The following is a 19,498-nucleotide window of genomic DNA, read 5'->3' on the forward strand; positions in this document are numbered from 1 at the left end:
CCCGGCTGTTCCCGGGCCGGGCTAGCCCAGGGGGCGGTCCAGGCCCGGCCGGTGGTCCGCCACGAGCGTCTCCAGCTCGGCCATCGCCGTGGAGCCCTCGGCGAACATGCGCGCGCACTCGACCAGCCGCTCCACCCCGTTCGGGTAGTCCTGGCTGGTCAGCACGATGCTCATCACGTCGGTCCGGTTCGCCGGGTGGCGGTTGATCGCGCCCGCGAACGGCAGGAACGACATCAGCAGGTCGCGTTCCGCCGGGGTCCGGAACCCCGGCGTGCCCAGCAGGACGTCCACGATCCGGCCCATCTCCGCGGCGCTGAGCCGGTCGGGGACGAGGGGACGCCCGGTCGGGGCGGCGGGGCGGGCGCGGGAGGGGCCGGTGGCGCCGGCGTCGAGCGGGTGGCCGTCGACCAGGCGCAGCCAGACGAGCGCGTCCACCTCCTTGACGGCGACCCCCACCTGGGCGAAGTCACCCGGTCGGGCGGCCGGCTCGTGCCGGACGACGGAGCGGTAGAAGTGGTCGGACACCACCAGCGCCAGCGTGGCCGTCGAGCCCGCCAGCGCCCGCTTGGCGGACGGCGCGTCCACGATGCGGTAGGTGAAGATCATCTCCGCGCTGGTGCGGCCCCGGTCGTCGTAGTGGACCTCGCCCGCGTGCACGGCCATCCGCATCCGCAGGTGCGCCTCGTGCGAGTGGACGTGGTTGTGCCGGCGCAGGTTCGCGGCCACGCGTTCCGGCAGCTGCTCGACCAGGTGGCTCTTGGGCACCTCACCGGGCAGCAGCACGAGCACGGCGTCGCCCGCGTCGTCGACCGACTTGTCGTCCCACGGCAGGCCGCACTCGGCGAAGGCCGTCATCAGCACCCGGTACATGCCCTCGCGCGCGGCGGTGCGGTGCGGTGACGTGCGCGCCGGGTCCCCGTACCCCTCGACGTCCACGACCACGAAGCACCGGTGGAGCGCGTCCGACCCCATGTGACCTCCCCGTCATGGTTGTAGCCCAGGACGGGGCCGGTCGGGGCCGGTCGGGCCGTCGCGCCACTCGGAAAGAGCAACGCGCCGGTAGCGTTGCGCCCCTGGTCGCCCGGGGTACGGAGGGGATGTGGACGGGTACGGATTCACGATCGCGCTGGTCGCGGTCCTGGTGCTGCTCAACGCGCTGTTCTCCGGCTCGGAGATGGCGCTGATCTCGTTGCGCGAGGGACAGCTGCGGGCGCTGGAGCGCGAGGGCGGCAGGTCGGGGCGCACGCTGGTGCGGCTGGCCCGCGACCCCAACCGGTTCCTCGCGACCATCCAGATCGGCATCACCCTCGCCGGGTTCCTCGCCTCGGCGACCGCGGCGGTGTCGCTGGCCCGGCCGATCACGCCGCTGCTGTCGTTCCTCGGCGACGCGGCGAACGCGGTGGCCATCGCCCTGGTCACGATCGTGCTGACGTTCCTCACCCTGGTGTTCGGCGAGCTGGCGCCCAAGCGGCTGGCCATGCAGTACGCCCTGCGCTGGGCGCTGCTCGTGGCCCGGCCGCTGGACCTGCTGTCGACGGTCTCGCGGCCGGTGGTGTGGGCGCTGAGCACGTCCACGGACGTCGTCGTGCGCCTGTTCGGCGGCAAGCCCGACGCCGAGTCCGAGCAGATGTCGTCGGAGGAGCTGCGCGAGCTGGTGTCGGCGCAGCGCGGCCTGAACGCCGAGCAGCGGATGATCATCACCGGCGCGCTGGAGATCAACGACCGGCGGCTGCGCGAGGTGCTCGTGCCGCGCCGGGCGGTGGTCACCCTGGACGCCGCGTGGGACGTGCCCACCGCGCGGGCCGAGCTGGCCTCCTCGGGGCACTCGCGGGCACCCGTCGCGCGCGGCGGGCACCTGGACGACGTGGTGGGCCTGGTGCACCTGCGCGACCTGCTCGACGAGGGCGCGGCGCTGGTCGACGTGGCCCGGCAGCCGCTGGTGTTCCCCGACTCGGTGAAGGTCGCCGACGCGCTGCGCCGCTTCAAGGCCGAGCGCGAGCAGATGGCGCTGGTCGTGGACGAGCACGGCGCGGTCGACGGCATCGTCACGCTGGAGGACCTGCTGGAGGAGATCGTCGGCGAGATCCTCGACGAGACCGACCGCGACCTGATGGCCGTGCGCAACGGCGCGGACGGGTCGATGGTGCTGCCCGGCACGTTCCCCGTGCACGACCTGGTCGACCTGGGCGTCGAGCTGCCCGACGCGCCGGAGGGCGACTACGCCACGATCGCCGGCCTGGTGCTCGTGCTGCTCGGGCGCATCCCGGAGCGGCCCGGCGACCGGGTCACCGTGTCGGGCTGGGGCATCGAGGTGCTGGGCGTGGAGCACCACGCGATCACCCGGGTGAGGTTGCGCGGGCAGCGGTGAGCGCCGGCCCGCCCGCCGGTGCGCGGGCGGGCCGACCCGGTGTCACCGCCCGGCGGCGGCCACCCACGCCTCCAGGGCGTCCGCGCCCGACGGCAGCGCCGCCGACAGCAGCCGGTGGCCGTCGCCGGTCACCACGACGTTCTCCTCCAGCCGCACGCCGATGCCGCGCAGCTCCGGCGGCACGGTCTCGTCGTTCGGGTGGAAGTACAGGCCCGGCTCCACGGCCAGCGCCATGCCGACCTCCAGGTCGCCGTCGTGGTACGCCTCGGCGCGCGAGTTGGCGCAGTCGTGCACGTCCAGGCCGAGGAAGTGGCCGACGCCGCACGCGATGTAGCGGCGGTGGTGCTGGCCGTCCGGGTCGAGCGCCTCGTCCACCGACACCGGCAGCAGGCCCCAGTCGTGCAGGCCCTCCGCGAGCACCCGCATGGCCTCGCGGTGGAACGCCCGGTACTCCGCGCCCGGCCGCACCACCGCCAGCGCCGCCGCGGACGCCCGCTCGATCAGCTCGTGCACCTGCCGCTGCGCCGGGCTGTACGCCCCGGACACCGGCAGGGTGCGGGTGATGTCGGCGGTGTAGAGGGTGTCCAGCTCCACGCCCGCGTCGAGCAGCAGCACGGCGTCCTCGGGCACGGGGCCGTCGTTGCGCACCCAGTGCAGCACCGGCGCGTGCGGCCCGGCGGCCACGATCGAGGCGTAGCCGGGACCGTTGCCCGCGGTGCGGGCGCGCCGGTCGAACGTGCCCTGCAACCAGCGCTCGCCGCCGCCCTTCACCGCGGTCTGGAGCTCGGCGGCGACGTCGGCGAAACCCAGCACCGTGGCGTCCACGGCCGCCTGGAGCTGGCCGACCTCCCAGTCGTCCTTGATCCGGCGCAGCTCGGCCAGCGTGGTGCGCAGCCCGGCGGTGTGGTCGGCGCCCGCGAGCGCGTCCAGCAGCGGGTCGACGCCCGCGGTCGCGTGCACGGCGGGCAGCCTGCCGCGCAGCGCCGACGGCAGCTCGTGCAGCGGGCGGCAGCGCACCCCGAGGGCCTCGGACCACTCGGCGAGGCCCGGCACCGGGCCGATCCACAGCTCGCCGTCGCGGGCGTTGGCGAAGAAGTCCGGCTCCTCGGGACCGGCCGGCGGGCGCAGGAACAGCTCCGCGTCGTGGCCACCGGCCACCGGGCTCATGACCAGCACGGCGCCCTCGGCGGAGCAGCCGGTCAGCCAGGAGAAGTCGCTGTCGGGCCGGAAGCCGAAGTCGGTGTCGTTGGACCGCACCGGGGCCCACCCGGCGGCGACCGCGACGCGGGCCCCCGGCAGTGCGGCGCTGAGCCGGGCGCGGTGCGCGGCGGCGGCCTCGGCGGCACCGGGCGCGACCCGGGCGGCGCGGTCGGCCGGGCCCCAGCCGTGCTGGACGAACCGCCGGAAACCGGAGGCGTCGACGAGCTTGCTCGGGTCGCGGCGGGCGGGTTTGGTCACCGTGGGCAGCCTTTCGGGTCGGGGGTCGGGACCGACCGCGATCGGCGGCCGGGCGCGTCACCCAGGATGCCCGTCGAGGTGGCGCGTTGCCCCGGCCGGGTGCCCCGATCCCCGAAACGGCCTCCCCGGGGCGGGCGATCCGGTAGGCATCAGGCACCAACCGGTAGCGGAAGGTGATCGCGTGCGTGCTGAGGATGTGGTCGAGCTGAGGGTGCACGGCGTGTCCGGCACCCCTCCGGAGCACGTGCTGGGCGACCCGTTCCCCACGGCCGTGGCCGGTGACGACGTGGCCCGCTTCCTGCGCGCCGCGAAACCCGCGTGCACCCTGCCGGGCGAGGACCCGGTGCGGGAACGGGTGGTCGAGGCGTTCCACTGGGGCCGGTTCACCTCCGGCGGGGCGAGCCGCGCGCTGTGGCTGCTGCTCGTGCCGTTCGCGATCCTCAACCTCGCCCGGTACGCGCTGCTGGGCCCCGGCCGGTTCGCCGAGGCCGTCCTGCGGCTCCTCGGCCTCGTCCTGACCTGCATGTTCGTCACGACCACCGCGTACGTGTCGCTGGAGCTGCTGGTGCGGCAGTGCGCCGCGGCGGCGGCGTGCCGGGCGGCCAACCCGTGGCTGGGCTTCTTCGACGGCTGGCCGTTCGGGGCGATGCTGCTGGTCGGCATGGTCCCGCCGGTGCTGGTGATCGGCGTGCTGTGGTGGTTCGGCCGGCAGACGTTCCTCTACGAGCCGCGCGGCACGCACCACCGGTGGGAGACGCGCGCGGGCAGCCTGGGCGACTACGCGTTCTGGCACACCTCGCCGCGCACGCCCGTGCTGCGGGACGCGCACGTCGCCGCCGCGTGCGCCGTCGTGGGCGTGCTGTACGCGGGCGCGCTGCGCACCGCCCTGCCCGACGGCGCGCTGTCGTGGTCGGTGACCGGGCTCGGCGGCGGCGTGCTGGCGTGGGCGGTGGGCTGCGTGGCGCTGTCCCCGGACCGGCGGGCGGTGAACTCGCGGGCGCTGAAGTGGGCGTCGGTGGCGTACCTGCTGCTCGCGGCCGGCCTGGCGACCGGGTTCCTGTGGCGGCAGCCGACCGGCGAGACCGGCGCGGTGGTCCCGCTCGCCGGGTTCGAGGCGGTCACGAACGTGCTGGCGGCGCTCGCGATGCTGCTGCTGGTCGTGCTGCTCGGGGCGTGCGCGCGGCTGCGGCACGGCGCGCACGGCCGCGCCCTGATGGCGGTGGACGCCCGGTTCCGGCCCCTGTGGCACGGCTACGGCGCGGTGGTCGTCGCGGCGGTCGCGACGACGCTCGCGGTCGGGTTCAGCGGCGGGCTCGCCTACCGGGTCGTGGACTGGGTCGGCGACCCCGCGCCCGCCGGGCGGCCCGGTCCGGTGCTCAGCACCAGCCACCTGGTCGGCGCGGGCCTGTGGGGCGCGCTGGCCATCGCGTTCGCGCTGGTCGTGCCGCCGGTGGCGGCGGCGGTGGTGCGGCAGGCGTCCACCGCCCTGCTGCTGGCCGCCGGGTCGCTGGCGGCGGCGACGGGCGTGGTGCTGCGCTGGGCGCCCGCCCCGGACCGGGCGTCCTGGACGGCGGTCACCGCGGCCGGGGTGCTGTACGCGATCGGCCTGGTGTCGTGGGTGCGGCACCCGGTGGGCGCGGCGGTGCGGGAGAGCGTGCTGCTCGACTACCCGGGCCGCCCGGACCGGCCGGGCCTGGGCAAGGTGGCCCTCGGCAGGCGGGTCGCGGCGGCGAAGTACCGGTACCACTGGCTGCTGGGCGCGCCCGCCGTGCTCGGCGGCGTGCTCGTGGTGGTGGCGGGCGGGATCGCGCTCGCCCGGCTCGCGCACCCCGACTGGCGCGCCGCGCCGCCGCCCGGCCTGGCCGCCTGGCTGACCACCCGCCCCGCCGAGGAGCTGGGCGTGCTGGGCAGCCTCGTCGTGTCCGGCCTGGTGCTGCTCCTGCTGCTGCTGGGCGTGCGGACGTGGCAGAGCGGCCGGATGCGCACCGTCGTCGGCGTCGTGTGGGACCTGGTGGCGTTCTGGCCGCGCTCGGCGCACCCCACCTGCCCGCCGCCCTACGGCGGGCGCGCCACGATCGAGCTGACCTCCCGCGCCGTGCGGCTGGCCGTGCACCACGACGTGGCCGCGGTCGTGCTGTCCGGGCACAGCCAGGGCAGCGTCGTGTGCTTCGCCGCGCTGTCCCTGCTGCGCCGCGAGGCCGAGCGGCCCGACCCGGCCGACGGCGAGCGCTACGTCCGGCAGGCCGACGCGCGCCGCGCCCTGGACCGGGTCGGCCTGGTCACCTACGGCTCGCAGCTCCAGTGGGCGTACTCGCGGCTGTTCCCGCAGTACCTGGGCCACGCCCGGCTGGCGAGCCTGCACGAGGAGCTGGGCGACCGGTGGTGGAACGTGCACCGGCTCACCGACCCGCTCGGCGGCCCCGTGCAGGTGTGGCCCGAGGGCGACGACGAGCCGCTGCGCGCCGGGCCCAAGCTGTGGGGCGTGAAGTGCGGCAACGACGTGCGGCTGCGCGACCCCGAGTTCCTCGACCCGGACCCGGACGTGGTGGCCTCGCCCATGCGCGGGCACAGCGACTACTACCGCGACCCGGTGTTCGACGAGGTCGTGGCCCGGGTCGCCGCCGCGGTGGCGGACGCCGAGTTCGCCCGGGTCACCACCGGCCCGTGACGGCGGTGCGGTGTGATGGGCGGATGACCGCGATCATCCGCCGCGCCACCGCCGAGGACGTCCCGTCGATCGTCGCCCTGCTCGCCGACGACCCGCTGGGCGCCCGGCGCGAGGACCCCGCCGACCTCACCCCCTACCTCGACGCGTTCGCCCTGCTCGACGCCGCCGCGCACGAGGTGCTGGTGGTGGCCGAGGACGACGGCCAGGTGGTCGGCACGCTCCAGCTCACCGTGCTGCGCGGCCTGTCCCGGCGGGCCGCGACGCGGGCCCAGGTCGAGGGCGTCCGCGTCGCCTCCGCCGCGCGCCGGCGGGGGCTGGGCGAGCTGCTGGTGCGGTGGGCCGTGGCGGAGGCCCGCGACCGGGGCTGCTCGGTGGTGCAGCTGACCTCCGACAAGTCCCGCGCCGACGCCCACCGCTTCTACGAGCGGCTCGGGTTCACCGCCTCGCACGAGGGCTTCAAGCAGGCCCTGTCGTGACGCGGAGTACGTTGCGCGGTAGTCGTCGTGCTCACGGGAAGTCCGGATGATCCAAGCCCTCTCCACCGCCCTCACGGTCCTCGGCCTCGTCGCGGGCACGTGGTCGCTCGTGCTCGTCGTCGCCGACAAGCCCATCACGCTCGCCACCAAGGCCACCCTCGGGCTCGCCGGGGTCGTGGTGCTGCTGGAGGCCGGCCTGCTCGTGCAGTTCGTCGCCGGCGTGGTGCGGGCGATCGGCCTGGACCGGGAGATCGACACGCCCACGTTCATCGGCTACCTGCTCACCGCGGTCCTCATCCTGCCGCTCGGGGCGTTCTGGTCGCTCGCCGAGCGCTCGCGGTGGGGCGCGGGCGTGCTGGCCGTCGCGCTGTTCAGCGTGCCCGCGATGGTCCTGCGCGCCAACCAGGTGTGGGGCGCCTGATGGGGTCCCTCGCGGAGACCACCCGGTCCGGGCCGGGGCGGATGCTGATCGCGGTGTACGGGGTCTTCGCCATCGCCGCCGCGGCGCGCTCCGGCGTGCAGCTGGCCACCCGGTTCGACCAGGCGCCGCTGGCCTACCTGCTGTCGGCGCTCGCGGCCGTCGTGTACGTCGTGGCCGCGCTGGCGCTCGCCGGGGTCGCGCCGCGCCGGGTCGCCTACCTCGCGTGCGCCGCGGAGCTGGCCGGGGTCGTGCTGGTCGGCGCGGCGAGCCTGGTGTTCCCGGCCGCCTTCCCCGACGCCACGGTGTGGTCGCACTTCGGCGCGGGGTACGGGTTCGTGCCGCTCGTCCTGCCCGTGCTCGGCCTGCTGTGGCTCAGGCGCACCGACCGCACCGGTGCGGACTCCCGCAGGGGGTGAGCTGAACCCGCCGCGGCCGGTGTGGGGTAATTGATCGGCGGCGGCCACGGTGCGGTGCCCGTCAGCCGTCCGCGGTGGCACCACAACCTTCGGGTGTCCCGGCAGGGCACGCCGTCGTGGACGCGGAGGCCGGGGGAGGGGTCCCCCGGCCTCACTCTTCGGTGAGGAAGATCACCTGTCCGCGCGAACCGTTCCGGTGCGGGCGTAACCGCAGGTCACGACACTGGACGGGGTCGCGGCAACCAACCCATGTCTGAGCCCGTTCTCAGGTGGGGTGTGCGAGCGTTCGCCCATCCGCCCGCGGGCCCGCGCGCCGTCGCGCCGAACCGGCCCGCCCACCAAGGAGATGCCTGAAGATGTCCGTGCTGGCTCGCCTGAGCCTGGCCAACCGAGGTCTCGTCGGGCTGCTCAGCCTCGTCGTCCTCGGCTTCGGCGTGCTGACGCTGCCCTCCATCAAGCAGCAGCTGTTCCCGTCCATCGAGCTGCCCGCCGCGGTGGTCATCGCCCAGTACCCCGGCGCGTCGCCGGACCTCGTGGACAGCCAGGTCGCCGAGCCGATCCAGTCCGCCGTGCGCGGCGTCGACGGCGTCGAGCAGGTCCTCGCCCGCTCCTCCGAGAGCTCCACGACCGTCCAGGTCATGTTCGTCTACGGCACCGACCTGGACGCCGCCGTGTCGCAGGTGCAGCAGGCCGTGAACCGGCTCCAGCCGCGCCTGCCCGAGGGCGTCGAGCCGACCGTGGCGCAGGGCGGCACCGACGACATCCCGGTGATCGCGCTCGCCGCGACCTCCGGTGACGACGACATCGCCACCGCCGCCCGGCTGCGCGCCGAGGTCGTGCCCGAGCTGGAGGCGCTCGCGGGCGTCCGCGAGGCGACCGTCAGCGGCGAGCGCGAGCGCGCCGTCACCGTCACCGTCGACTACGCCCGCCTCGCCGCGGCCCGCGTCGACCCGCAGGCGCTGACCGCCGCCCTCACCGCGGCGGGCGCCGTCGTGCCCGCCGGCACCGTGCCCGACGCCGACAAGACGCTGACCGTGCAGGTCGGCAGCCCCGTCGGCACCGTCGACGACCTGCGCGCCCTGCCCGTCGGGCCGGTGCGCCTCGGCGACGTCGCCACCGTCGAGTCCGCCCCCCAGCCCGCGAGCGTGCTCAACCGCACCGACGGGCAGGACACGCTCGGCATCAGCGTCACCATGACCGCCGACGGCAACGCCGTCGAGATCTCCAACGCCGTGCGCGACCGGCTCGGCGAACTCGGCGAGGCCGCCGGCTCCACGCTGACCGTCGCGTTCGACCAGGGACCCGAGGTCGAGAAGGCCATCAGCGGCCTGACCACCGAGGGCCTGCTCGGCCTGCTGTTCGCCGTGCTCGTCATCCTGCTGTTCCTGATGTCCCTGCGCTCCACGCTGGTGACCGCGGTGTCCATCCCGCTGTCCGTCGTGGTCGCGCTCATCGCCCTCTACACCGGCGACCTGTCGCTCAACCTGCTCACCCTCGGCGCGCTCACCATCGCGGTCGGCCGGGTGGTGGACGACTCGATCGTGGTGCTGGAGAACATCAAGCGGCACCTCGGGTACGGCGAGGACAAGCAGCGCGCCGTGCTCGACGGCGTGCGCGAGGTGGCGGGCGCGGTGACCGCGTCCACGCTGACCACCGTCGCCGTGTTCCTGCCGATCGCGTTCGTCGGCGGCATCGCGGGCGAGCTGTTCGGGCCGTTCTCCATCACGGTCACCGTCGCGCTGCTGGCGTCCCTGCTCGTGTCGCTCACGATCGTGCCGGTGCTCGCGTTCTGGTTCCTCAAGCGCCCGGCCGCGCCGACCGACCCGGAGGCCGCCGAGCGCGAGCTCCAGGCCGTGCTGGAGAAGGAGAAGCGCAGCCCGCTGCAACGCGCCTACGTGCCCGTGCTGCGGTTCGCCACCACCCGCCGCTGGGCGACGCTGCTCGTCGCGCTGTTCATCTTCGGCGGCACGCTCGGCCTCGCCGGGTCCCTGGAGACCAACTTCATCGACCAGTCCGGCGGCACCGCGCTCCAGGGCTCGCAGAAGCTGCCGCCCGGCACCGGCCTCGCCACCCGCGACGAAGCCGCCCGCAAGGTCGAGGCCGTGTTCGCCGAGACCGACGAGATCGAGACCTACCAGGTCACCATCGGCACGGACAACCGCCTGGCCGCGTTCGGGTTCGGCGGCAGCGGCGACACCTCGCTGCGCGCCACCGTGCGCGAGGGCACCGACCTGGAGGCGTTGCAGGAGCGGCTCACCGAGCGGCTGCGCGGCGTCGAGGGCACCGGTGAGGTGGCGTTCGGCGCGGCGGCGTCCGGGTTCGGCTCGGACAGCATCGACGTGCTGGTCACCGCGCCCGACGAGGCGTCGCTGCGCGCGGCGGCCGACCAGGTGCAGCAGGCCGTGACCGGCGTGCCCGGCGTCGGCGAGGTCACCAACGACCTCGGCGTGAGCGCGCCCCGCGTGCAGGTCACCGTGGACCGGGCGGCCGCGTCGGCGCGCGGGCTGAGCAGCCAGGCCGTCGGCCAGTTCGCGGCGCAGGCGCTGCGCGGCGTGCCGGTCACCCAGCTGCCGATCGACGGCGCGCCGCAGCAGGTCGTGCTGCGCACCGGCACCGCGCCCGGCGACGTGGCCGCGCTGCGCGCCCTGCCGCTGCCCGGCGGCGTGACGCTCGGCCAGGTCGCGGCCGTGGAGGTCGTGGACGGCCCGGTCCAGGTCCGCCGCACCGACGGCGCGCGCAGCACCACCGTGTCGGCCAAGGCGACCGGCTCGGACCTGGGCGCGGTCACCGCGGACCTGACGTCGCGGCTCGACGGGCTCGACCTGGCGGCCGGCGCGGCGTACTCGATCGGCGGCGTGAGCGCGGACCAGGCGGAGACGTTCGCCGACCTGGGGCTCGCGATGCTCGCGGCCATCGCGATCGTGTTCCTGATCATGGTGGCGACGTTCCGCAGCCTCGTGCAGCCGCTCATCCTGCTGGTGTCGATCCCGTTCGCGGCGACCGGCGCCATCGGCCTGCTGCTGCTCACCGGCACGCCGCTGGGGCTGCCCGCCCTGATCGGCATGCTGATGCTCGTCGGGATCGTGGTGACGAACGCGATCGTGCTGATCGACCTGGTCAACCAGTACCGGCGGGAGGGGATGCCGGTGCGCGAGGCCGTGGTCGAGGGCGGTCGGCGGCGGTTGCGGCCCATCCTGATGACCGCGGCGGCGACGATCTTCGCCCTGCTGCCGATGGCGCTGGGCATCACGGGCGAGGGAGCGTTCATCGGCAAGCCGCTGGCGATCGTGGTGATCGGCGGGCTGATCTCGTCCACGCTGCTGACGCTGGTGCTCGTGCCGACGCTGTACTCGATGGTCGAGGGCCGCAAGGAGCGGCGTGCGGCCAAGCGGGCGGGGCGTCCGGCGGACGAACGCGAACCCGTGTCGGTGTAACCACCTGATCGTGTGACATTAACCGACGCCCCCACCCGGGTTCGCCCTGGTGGGGGCGTCGTCGCGTCGATGGGGACGGCGGTGGCCGGCGCGCGCCCAACGCGCGACCGGCGGTTCGTGGCTGGTGGTTGGCGGCCAGCATGGTGGTTGGCCGCCGCGCGCGGCGTGAGGACGGGCGCGGCGTGGGCGCAGGGCCGGGTGTGGCGGGCGCGGCGTGGCGCGGGGTGCGGAGCGGGATGGGGCGCGAGGTGTGGCGGGCAGGGGAGCGGGGCGGGCCGGAGCGCGAGGGGGCGGCGGCGCGTGTGCCGGCGCGGGAGTCCGGCGCGTGTGCGGGGGCGGGGGCGTGTGCGGGGGCGGGGCAGCGAGGGCCGGAGCGGCGGGGTCGGGTCTGCCGGGGGCGGCCGGTGGGTCGGGCCGGCTGGGGCGGGTCAGCTGGCGGGCGGCTGGTGGGGTCGGCCGGCGTGCGGCTGGGTTCCTCATGTCTCACCGAGTGGCGTAACGGCGTTTCCGTACATGTTCGCCTCGATGATCACCCGATCGTGTCCCCGACCTCCCACCTCGCCCCGCTCCTCGCTCAGACCTCCGGCTCGTAGGCCAGGTTCGGCCGGAGCCAGCGCTCGACCTCCGCCACCGGCACGCACCGCCGCGCCGCGTAGTCCTCGACCTGGTCCAACCCGATCCGGCCCACCGTGAAGTACCGCGACGCCGGGTGCGCGAAGATCAGGCCGCTCACGCTCGCCGCCGGCGTCATGGCGAACGAGTCGGTCAGCGCCATGCCGACCTCCTCCGCCCCCAGCAGCGCGAACAGGTCGCCCTTCTCGCTGTGGTCCGGGCTCGCCGGGTACCCCAGCGCGGGCCGGATGCCGCGGAACCGCTCGGCGTGCAGGTCCTCCAGCGCCGGCTCGGCGTCGGGCTCGAACCAGTCCCGCCTCACCTGGAGGTGGACGTGCTCGGCGAACGCCTCGGCCAGCCGGTCGGCCAGCGCCTTCACCATGATCGACCGGTAGTCGTCCTGCTCGGCCTCGTACCGCGCGGACAGCTCCTCGGCGCCGTGGATCGCCACCGCGAAACCACCCATGTGGTCCCCGGCCGGCGCCACGTAGTCGGCCAGGCAGCGGTTCGGCCGCCCGGTCGGCTTCTGCGTCTGCTGGCGCAGCATCGGGAACCGGCACGTGCCCGCCACGATGTCGTCGCCCTCGCTGTGCGCGGGGAAGAAGCCGTACACGCCCCGCGGCGTCAGCGAACCGTCCGCGACGATCTCGTCGAGCATCGCGTTCGCGTCGTCGAACAGCTCCTGCGCGGCCGGGTTGGTCTGCAGGATGCGCGGGTACTTGCCCTTCAGCTCCCAGGCCAGGAAGAAGAACGTCCAGTCGATCATCGCCCGCAGCTCGGCCAGCGGCGGCGAGACGACCTTTACGCCGGTGAACGCGGGCACGGGCAGGTCGTCGAACGACACGACCTCGGGGTTCGCGCGCGCCTCCGCGAGGGGCAGCAGCGGCACGCTCAGCCGGTTCTCGTGCTCCTCGCGCAGCCGCTGCTGGTCGACCGCCGTCGCCTCGGCCAGCTCCTCGGCCCGGTCGCGGTCCAGCAGCGCGGACACCACGCCGGCCACCCGCGACGCGTCCAGCACGTGCAGCGTGGGCTGGTCGTAGGCGGGCGCGATGCGCACCGCGGTGTGCTGCCGGGACGTCGTCGCGCCGCCGATGAGCAGCGGCAGCTTCAGGCCGCGCCGCTGCATCTCGGTCGCCACCGACACCATCTCGTCCAGCGACGGCGTGATCAGGCCGGACAGGCCGACCACGTCCGCGCCCTCGGCGACCGCGGTGTCCAGGATCTTCGCCGCGGGCACCATCACGCCCAGGTCGACCACGTCGTAGTTGTTGCAGCCCAGCACGACGCCGACGATGTTCTTGCCGATGTCGTGCACGTCGCCCTTCACGGTGGCCAGCACGACCTTGCCGTTGCCGCGCGTGCTGCCGGACAGCTCCTTCTCGGCGTCCATGAACGGTTCCAGGTGCGCCACGGCCCGCTTCATCACGCGCGCCGACTTCACCACCTGCGGCAGGAACATCTTGCCCGAGCCGAACAGGTCACCGACGACCTTCATGCCGTCCATCAGCGGGCCCTCGATGACGTCGAGGGGGCGCTTCGCCTGGAGCCGGGCCTCCTCGGTGTCCTCGACGACGTGGTCGACGATGCCGTGCACCAGCGCGTGCTCCAGCCGCTGCGCCACGGTGCCCTCGCGCCACGCCAGGTCGACGACCCGCCTCTTGCCCTTGGCGGCCACCGTCTCGGCGAACGCCACCAGCCGGTCGGTGGCGTCCTCGCGGCGGTCGAACAGCACGTCCTCCACCAGTTCCAGCAGGTCGGCGGGGATGTCCTGGTAGACGGCGAGCTGGCCCGCGTTGACGATGCCCATGTCCAGGCCTTGCCGCACGCCGTGGTAGAGGAACGCCGAGTGCATGGCCTCGCGCACGGTGTCGTTGCCGCGGAACGAGAACGACAGGTTCGAGATGCCGCCGCTGATCCGGACGCCCGGGCAGCGCTCCTTGATCAGCGGGATGGCGTCGAGGAACGCCTTGGCGTACCCGTTGTGCTCGGCGATGCCGGTGGCGACGGCCAGCACGTTCGGGTCGAAGATGATGTCCTCGGCGGGGAAGCCGACCTCGTTCACCAGCAGGTCGTAGGCGCGCCCGCAGATCTGGACCTTGCGCTCGGTGGTGTCGGCCTGGCCCTTCTCGTCGAACGCCATCACCACGACGCCCGCGCCGAAGTCGCGCACGCGCCGGGCGTGGGCCAGGAACTCCTCCTCGCCCTCCTTGAGGCTGATGGAGTTGACGACGCCCTTGCCCTGCACGCACTTCAGGCCCGCTTCGAGCACGGTCCAGCGCGAGCTGTCCACCATGATCGGCACGCGGGCGATCTCGGGCTCGGTGGCGATCAGGTTGAGGAACGTGGTCATCGCCCGCTCGCTGTCGAGCAGGTCGGCGTCCATGTTGACGTCGAGCAGGTTCGCGCCGCCGCGCACCTGGTCCAGCGCCACGTCCACCGCGCCCTGGAAGTCCTCGCCCTCGATCAGCCGGCGGAACTTCGCCGAGCCGGTCACGTTGGTGCGCTCGCCGATCATGACGAACCCGGTGTCCGGGCCGATCTCGAACGGCTCCAGGCCGCTGAACCGGGTGCGGTCGGGCACCCGGGCGAGGGTGCGCGGCTCCATGCCCCGGACCGCCGCCGCCACCTTCGCGATGTGCGCGGGCGTGGTGCCGCAGCAGCCGCCGACGACGTTGACCACGCCCTCCTCGGCGAACCCGCGCAGCAGCTCGGCGGTCTCCTCGGGCGTCTGGTCGTAGCCGCCGAACGCGTTGGGCAGGCCCGCGTTGGGGTGGCTGGCGGTGTAGGTGTTCGCGAGGCGCGCCAGGTCCTGCACGTGGGGCCGCATCTCGGCCGCGCCGAGCGAGCAGTTCACGCCCACCACGAGCGGCTCGGCGTGGGCGATGGAGTTCCAGAACGCCTCGACGGTCTGGCCGGACAGCGTGCGGCCGCTCAGGTCGACGATGGTGACCGAGATCCACAGCGGCAGGTGCGGCGCGACCTCGCGCGCGGCGGCGACGGCGGCCTTGGCGTTGAGCGTGTCGAAGATCGTCTCGATGAGCAGCAGGTCCACGCCGCCCTCGGCGAGCGCGCTGATCTGCTCCTCGTACGCGGCCTGCACCCGGTCGAACGTCACCGTCCGGTACGCCGGGTCCTCCACCCGCGGCGACAGCGACAGCGTCACGTTGAGCGGGCCGACCGAGCCGGCCACGAACCGGCCGCCCACCTCGTCGGCGGCCTGGCGGGCGAGCTGCGCGCCGCGCACGTTCATCTCGCGCACGAGCCCTTCCAGGCCGTAGTCGGCCTGGGCGATGGACGTCGCGGTGAACGTGTTGGTGGTGGTGATGTCCGCGCCCGCCGCCAGGTACTGGCGGTGCACGTCGAGGATGACGTCCGGTCGGGTCAGGTTGAGCAGGTCCGGGTCGCCGGTGACGTCGTGCGAGTGGTCGGTGAGCAGGTCGCCGCGGTAGTCGGCCGGGCTGAGGCCCGCGGCTTGCAGCATCGTCCCCCACGCGCCGTCCAACACGGCGACGCGCTGGTCGAGCAGTTCACGCAGGGCGTTTTCCGACACGCGCAGCCTCCCGTCGTGGGGAGGCGCCCTTGTGGTGGTCAGGTGGCCGAGCGTGGCGGGCCCTCGCCCGTTGCAGCGCCTCTCGGCCGGCACGGCGATGCTACCGAACAACGCCGTTCTGGTCAGTTCCGCCCATGATGTGGGAGGCGATCACGACCTCCAGGGTGCGCGGCCCGTGCACGCCCTCGACGCGTTCCAGCTCGATGTCGCTGGTCGCGGACGGGCCGCTGATCCAGGTCTGCGTGCGCACGCCCGCCAGCCGGGCCACGGCGTCCGGGACACCGGCCACGACCTGCTCCTCCCGCACCACCACCAGGTGGTAGTCGGGCACCAGGGTCAGCGCGCGCGGCCCCTGGTCGGGCGCGTCGTGGTCGAGCACGATCGTGCCGGTCTCGGCGACGGCCACCCGGCAGCCGGTGACCACGGCGTCGGCGCGGTCGAGCTCGTCGACGCCCACGGGGGTCCGGGTCGCCCCGGGCGCCCACTCCGGGGGGACGCCCGGCGCGGCGACGACGGTCCGCGCGCCCCGGTCGCGCAGGGCCTCGGCGACGGCCTCGGCGACCCGGTCGGCGGGCACCACGCGGACCTGCGCCCGGTAGTCGCGCAGGCGTTCGGCGAACAGGTCCAGGTCGGCGACCCGGGTGCCGGCCGCGCGGTAGTCGCGCGGGACCGGAGGGGCCTGACCGGGGCCCTTGGCCCGGCGCACGCGGGCGAGGACCTCGTCACGGGCGCTCATCGGTTCTCCCACCAGTCGCGGAACGTCTCCTGCGGCGGCTGCGGCACGTCCCGGGCCACCGACCAGCCGGGCAGCGGCACGTGCCTGCTCGCCAACCGGCCGAACTTGCCCAACCGGGTGAACCTGCGCCAGCGGCGCGCGTCGGACATGACCCAGGACAGGGCGCGCATGGCGGTCGACTCGGGCGTGGCGCGCTTGGCCGCGGTCACCCGGCCGCGCAGGTGCACCAGCATCGACGGGATGTCGATCGCGACCGGGCACACGTCGTAGCAGACCCCGCACAGCGAGGACGCGAACGGCAGCGTCGGGTTCTCCAGCACGCCCGTGAGCTGCGGCGACAGCACCGCGCCGATCGGACCCGGGTAGGTCGAGCCGTACGCGTGGCCGCCGGTGCGCTCGTAGACCGGGCACGAGTTCAGGCACGCCGAGCAGCGGATGCAGCGCAGCGCGGCTCGCCCGTCCGGGTCGGCGAGGGTGGCGGTGCGGCCGTTGTCGACCAGCACGACGTGGCTGGTCTGGCCCTCGGTGGGGCCGGTCCACACGGACGTGTAGGGGTTCATCCGCTCGCCGGTGGACGAGCGGGGCAGCAGCTGGAGGAACACCTCCAGGTCGCGCCATGACGGCAGCATCTTCTCGATGCCGACCACGCTGATCAGCGTGCGCGGCAGCGTGAGGCACATCCGGCCGTTGCCCTCGGACTCGACCACGACCAGCGAGCCGGTGTCGGCGATGCCGAAGTTCGCGCCCGAGATCGCCACGTCGACGGTGAGGAACTTCCGCCGCAGGTGCTCGCGGGCGGCCTCGGCGAGCGCGCGCGGGTCGGCGGTGAGGTCCGGGTCGACGCCGGGCATGTGCTGCCGGAACACCTCCCGGATCTCGGCCCGGCCGAGGTGGATGGCGGGCACCAGGATGTGGCTCGGCCGGTCGTTCCCGAGCTGCACGATCAGCTCGGCCAGGTCGGTCTCCACGGCGTGCACGCCGACCGCCTCCAGCGCCTCGTTGAGGCCGATCTCGGCGGTGGCCATCGACTTGACCTTGATCACCTCGCTCGTGCCGGTGGCGAGGACCAGGTCGGTGACGATCCGGTTGGCCTCGTCGGCGTCGCGCGCCCAGTGCACGGTCGTGCCGCGCGCGGTCAGCGCCTCCTCGAACCGGACCAGGTACTCGTCGAGGTTGGCCAGCACGTCGTCCTTGATCGCCGCGCCGGCCGCGCGCAGCTCCGCCCAGTCGGGCAGCTCGGCCACGACGCCCGCGCGCTTGGCCCGGATCGTGGTGGTCGCCTTGGCCAGGTTGCGGCGCAGCTGGGCGTCGCCCAACGCGGTGCGCGCCGCACCCGGGAACGGGGCGCCGCTCAGGTTGCCGCGGCCGGCGGGCATGCCGAGGAAGGTCATCGCGTGTGCTCCAGGACCTGCGCCAGGTGCAGGGGGCGGACGCCGCTGCGCAGCCTGCTCAGGCCGCCGCCGATGTGCATCAGGCACGACGCGTCGCCCGCCGTGAGCACGCCCGCCCGCGTGCCGATGACGTTGCTCATCTTGTCCGCGAGCATGGCGGTGGACGTGTCGGCGTTCTTCACCGCGAACGTGCCGCCGAACCCGCAGCACGTCTCGGCGGAGGGCAGCTCGACCAGGTCGATGCCCTCCACGGCGCGCAGCAGCCGCAGCGGCCGGTCACCGACCTCGAGCACGCGCAGCGAGTGGCACGTGGGGTGGTAGGTGACGCGGTGCGGGAAGTACGCGCCCACGTCGGTGAGGCCGAGCACGTCGACCAGGAACTCCGACAGCTCGTACGTGCGCCCCGCGGTCGCCTCCGCCGCCTCGGCCAACCCCCGGTCGCCCTGCCCGCGGGCCACGTCGGCGTGCTGGTGGCGGATCGAGCCCGCGCACGAGCCGGACGGCGTGACGACCACCTCGGCGTCCTCGAACGCCCTGACGTGGTTGCGGATGACCGGCAGCGCCTGGCCCGGGTAGCCGGTGTTGACGTGCATCTGGCCGCAGCACGTCTGCGCCGGCGGGACGACCACCTCGTGGCCGAGCCGTTCCAGCAGCCGGACGGTGGCCTTGCCGACGTCCGGGAACAGCCCGTCGACCAGGCACGTGACGAACAGCGCGACTCTCACGCCGGTGAGCTTAGACTCTGTGGTCAGACCACACCAGGGCTGTGGTCAGGCCACAGGAGGCGCGAGGTGTCCGGATACGGCGCGGTGCTGCGGCACGTGGAGTCGGAGCTGACCGCGGGCAGGCTCGGCGTGGGGGAGCAGCTGCCCGCCGAACGCAGGCTCGCCGAGGAGCTGGGCGTCAGCCGCGCCACCGTGCGCGAGGCGATCCGCGTGCTGCAGGCCCTGGGCGTGGTGCGCAGCGGCGTCGGCTCGGGACCGGACGCGGGCACCACCGTCATCGCCGACCCGGCGGGCGGCCTCGGCGCGGCCCTGCGCCTGCACCTGGCGACCCGGCGGCTGCCGATGGGCGACCTGGTGGACACCCGGGTCATGATCGAGAGCCACTCGGTGCGCTCCGCCGCCGCCAACCCGGACCACCCCGACCTGCTCCGCGCCGCCGCCCTGCTGGACCGCATGGACGACCCCGACCTGGACGCCGACGCGTTCCACCGGCTCGACGCCGACTTCCACGTGGCCCTCACCGCCGCCGCGGGCAACGCGGTCAACACCGCCGTGATGGCCGGCCTGCGCGACGCGATCCAGCAGGCCGTGCTCGACGCCGTGCGGGAACTGCCCGACTGGTCGCGCACGGCCGTCCGCCTGCGCCGCGAGCACCGGGCCATCCTGCGCGCCGTGCGCTCCGGGGACCCGGAACTGGCGGCGACCAGGGTGACCCGGCACGTCCGCGGCTTCCACCGCGAGTGGGCCCGCCACACCGGCGGGTGACGGGCCCGGTCCCCGGTCCCCGGGAGGACCGGGGACCGGGGCGCGCGGTCAGCCCTCCCCGCGCCCCGACGCCCTCCCGAGCAGCACCAGGGCGGCGCAGATGAGCACCACGTTCTTCAGCACGAACTCGCCGTTCGCGGTCAGCAGCAGCGGGTTGCCCCCGATCACCACGAGGGCCGGCGCCCGGACGAAGACCACGAAGGTCCCCGCCAGGTGGACCGCCACGACGACCAGCGTCAGCCGCGGCAGCCGCCCGAGCAGCAACGCCACACCCAGCACGACCTCGAACCACCCCAGCGCGGGCACCAGGACACCCCGGTCCACCCACGGCACGGCGGCCCCGACCAGCTCCGCGACCGGCGAGTCACCGGTCACCTTGAGCACTCCGAACCAGACGAACACGACGGCGATCGACACCCGCAGCGCGGGCGCCGCCCAGCGGTCGAGCTTCCCGCCCACCCCGGTCCGCTCCCCCAAG

The 19,498-nt window shown here is 74.5% G+C and carries 14 protein-coding genes; 7 read left to right on the top strand and 7 right to left on the bottom strand.

Annotated features, from left to right (window positions below; all coding sequences use genetic code 11):
- Positions 1–21: 21 nt before the first annotated feature.
- On the bottom strand, positions 22–972 hold the full coding sequence (locus ACRAKJ_RS11265) for an effector-associated domain 2-containing protein (protein WP_438919998.1): 951 nt from the start codon (positions 970–972) through the stop codon (positions 22–24).
- 127 nt (positions 973–1,099) lie between these two features.
- Between ACRAKJ_RS11265 and ACRAKJ_RS11270 the strand changes: the two genes are divergently transcribed.
- A complete protein-coding gene (locus tag ACRAKJ_RS11270) occupies positions 1,100–2,368 on the top strand; it encodes a CNNM domain-containing protein (RefSeq protein ID WP_438919999.1) in 1,269 nt (422 codons plus the stop codon).
- A gap of 42 nt (positions 2,369–2,410) precedes the next feature.
- Here the strand turns inward: ACRAKJ_RS11270 and ACRAKJ_RS11275 are convergent, their stop codons facing one another.
- Entirely contained in the window at positions 2,411–3,826 is a 1,416-nt protein-coding gene (locus ACRAKJ_RS11275; RefSeq protein ID WP_438920000.1) for an aminopeptidase P N-terminal domain-containing protein, read from the bottom strand.
- A gap of 181 nt (positions 3,827–4,007) precedes the next feature.
- Here ACRAKJ_RS11275 and ACRAKJ_RS11280 point away from each other — a divergent pair, with 181 nt between their 5' ends.
- The 5 genes from ACRAKJ_RS11280 to ACRAKJ_RS11300 all read left to right on the top strand — a co-directional run bounded on the left by ACRAKJ_RS11280 (position 4,008) and on the right by ACRAKJ_RS11300 (position 11,241).
- Positions 4,008–6,494 carry a hypothetical protein gene (locus ACRAKJ_RS11280; RefSeq protein ID WP_438920001.1) on the top strand — a complete coding sequence of 829 codons (2,487 nt, stop codon included), beginning with the start codon at positions 4,008–4,010 and terminating at the stop codon, positions 6,492–6,494.
- A gap of 23 nt (positions 6,495–6,517) precedes the next feature.
- Positions 6,518–6,970: a GNAT family N-acetyltransferase gene (locus ACRAKJ_RS11285; RefSeq protein WP_438920002.1), complete on the top strand. Its 453-nt coding sequence runs from the start codon at positions 6,518–6,520 to the stop codon at positions 6,968–6,970.
- Positions 6,971–7,016: 46 nt separating this feature from the next.
- Positions 7,017–7,391: a hypothetical protein gene (locus ACRAKJ_RS11290; protein WP_438920003.1), complete on the top strand. Its 375-nt coding sequence runs from the start codon at positions 7,017–7,019 to the stop codon at positions 7,389–7,391.
- Positions 7,391–7,807 carry a hypothetical protein gene (locus tag ACRAKJ_RS11295; protein ID WP_438920004.1) on the top strand — a complete coding sequence of 139 codons (417 nt, stop codon included), beginning with the start codon at positions 7,391–7,393 and terminating at the stop codon, positions 7,805–7,807. The genes ACRAKJ_RS11290 and ACRAKJ_RS11295 overlap by 1 nt, the downstream gene beginning before the upstream one ends.
- A 356-nt stretch (positions 7,808–8,163) precedes the next feature.
- A complete protein-coding gene (locus ACRAKJ_RS11300) occupies positions 8,164–11,241 on the top strand; it encodes an efflux RND transporter permease subunit (RefSeq protein WP_438920005.1) in 3,078 nt (1,025 codons plus the stop codon).
- A gap of 574 nt (positions 11,242–11,815) precedes the next feature.
- Here ACRAKJ_RS11300 and metH read toward each other — a convergent pair.
- The 4 genes from metH to ACRAKJ_RS11320 form a co-directional block, all read right to left on the bottom strand.
- Complete coding sequence (metH, locus tag ACRAKJ_RS11305; protein WP_438920006.1) at positions 11,816–15,403, bottom strand: methionine synthase; 3,588 nt, start codon at positions 15,401–15,403, stop codon at positions 11,816–11,818.
- A gap of 100 nt (positions 15,404–15,503) precedes the next feature.
- Positions 15,504–16,139 (bottom strand): LUD domain-containing protein, encoded by a 636-nt coding sequence (locus tag ACRAKJ_RS11310; protein ID WP_438920007.1) that lies wholly within the window; start codon positions 16,137–16,139, stop codon positions 15,504–15,506.
- The gene (locus ACRAKJ_RS11315; protein WP_438920008.1) at positions 16,136–17,530 is read right to left on the bottom strand and encodes an LUD domain-containing protein; all 1,395 of its coding nucleotides are present in this window, start codon (positions 17,528–17,530) and stop codon (positions 16,136–16,138) included. The genes ACRAKJ_RS11310 and ACRAKJ_RS11315 overlap by 4 nt, the downstream gene beginning before the upstream one ends.
- Positions 17,527–18,255, bottom strand: coding sequence for a heterodisulfide reductase-related iron-sulfur binding cluster (locus tag ACRAKJ_RS11320; protein ID WP_438920009.1), 729 nt, complete (start codon positions 18,253–18,255; stop codon positions 17,527–17,529). Before ACRAKJ_RS11320 ends, ACRAKJ_RS11315 begins: the two co-directional genes overlap by 4 nt.
- A 66-nt stretch (positions 18,256–18,321) precedes the next feature.
- Here ACRAKJ_RS11320 and ACRAKJ_RS11325 point away from each other — a divergent pair, with 66 nt between their 5' ends.
- Positions 18,322–19,020 carry an FCD domain-containing protein gene (locus ACRAKJ_RS11325; protein ID WP_438920010.1) on the top strand — a complete coding sequence of 233 codons (699 nt, stop codon included), beginning with the start codon at positions 18,322–18,324 and terminating at the stop codon, positions 19,018–19,020.
- Positions 19,021–19,068: 48 nt separating this feature from the next.
- Here the strand turns inward: ACRAKJ_RS11325 and ACRAKJ_RS11330 are convergent, their stop codons facing one another.
- Positions 19,069–19,479 (bottom strand): DoxX family membrane protein, encoded by a 411-nt coding sequence (locus ACRAKJ_RS11330; RefSeq protein ID WP_438920011.1) that lies wholly within the window; start codon positions 19,477–19,479, stop codon positions 19,069–19,071.
- Between the last annotated feature and the right edge of the window lie 19 nt (positions 19,480–19,498).

This window comes from Saccharothrix sp. DSM 118769 (assembly GCF_052936295.1).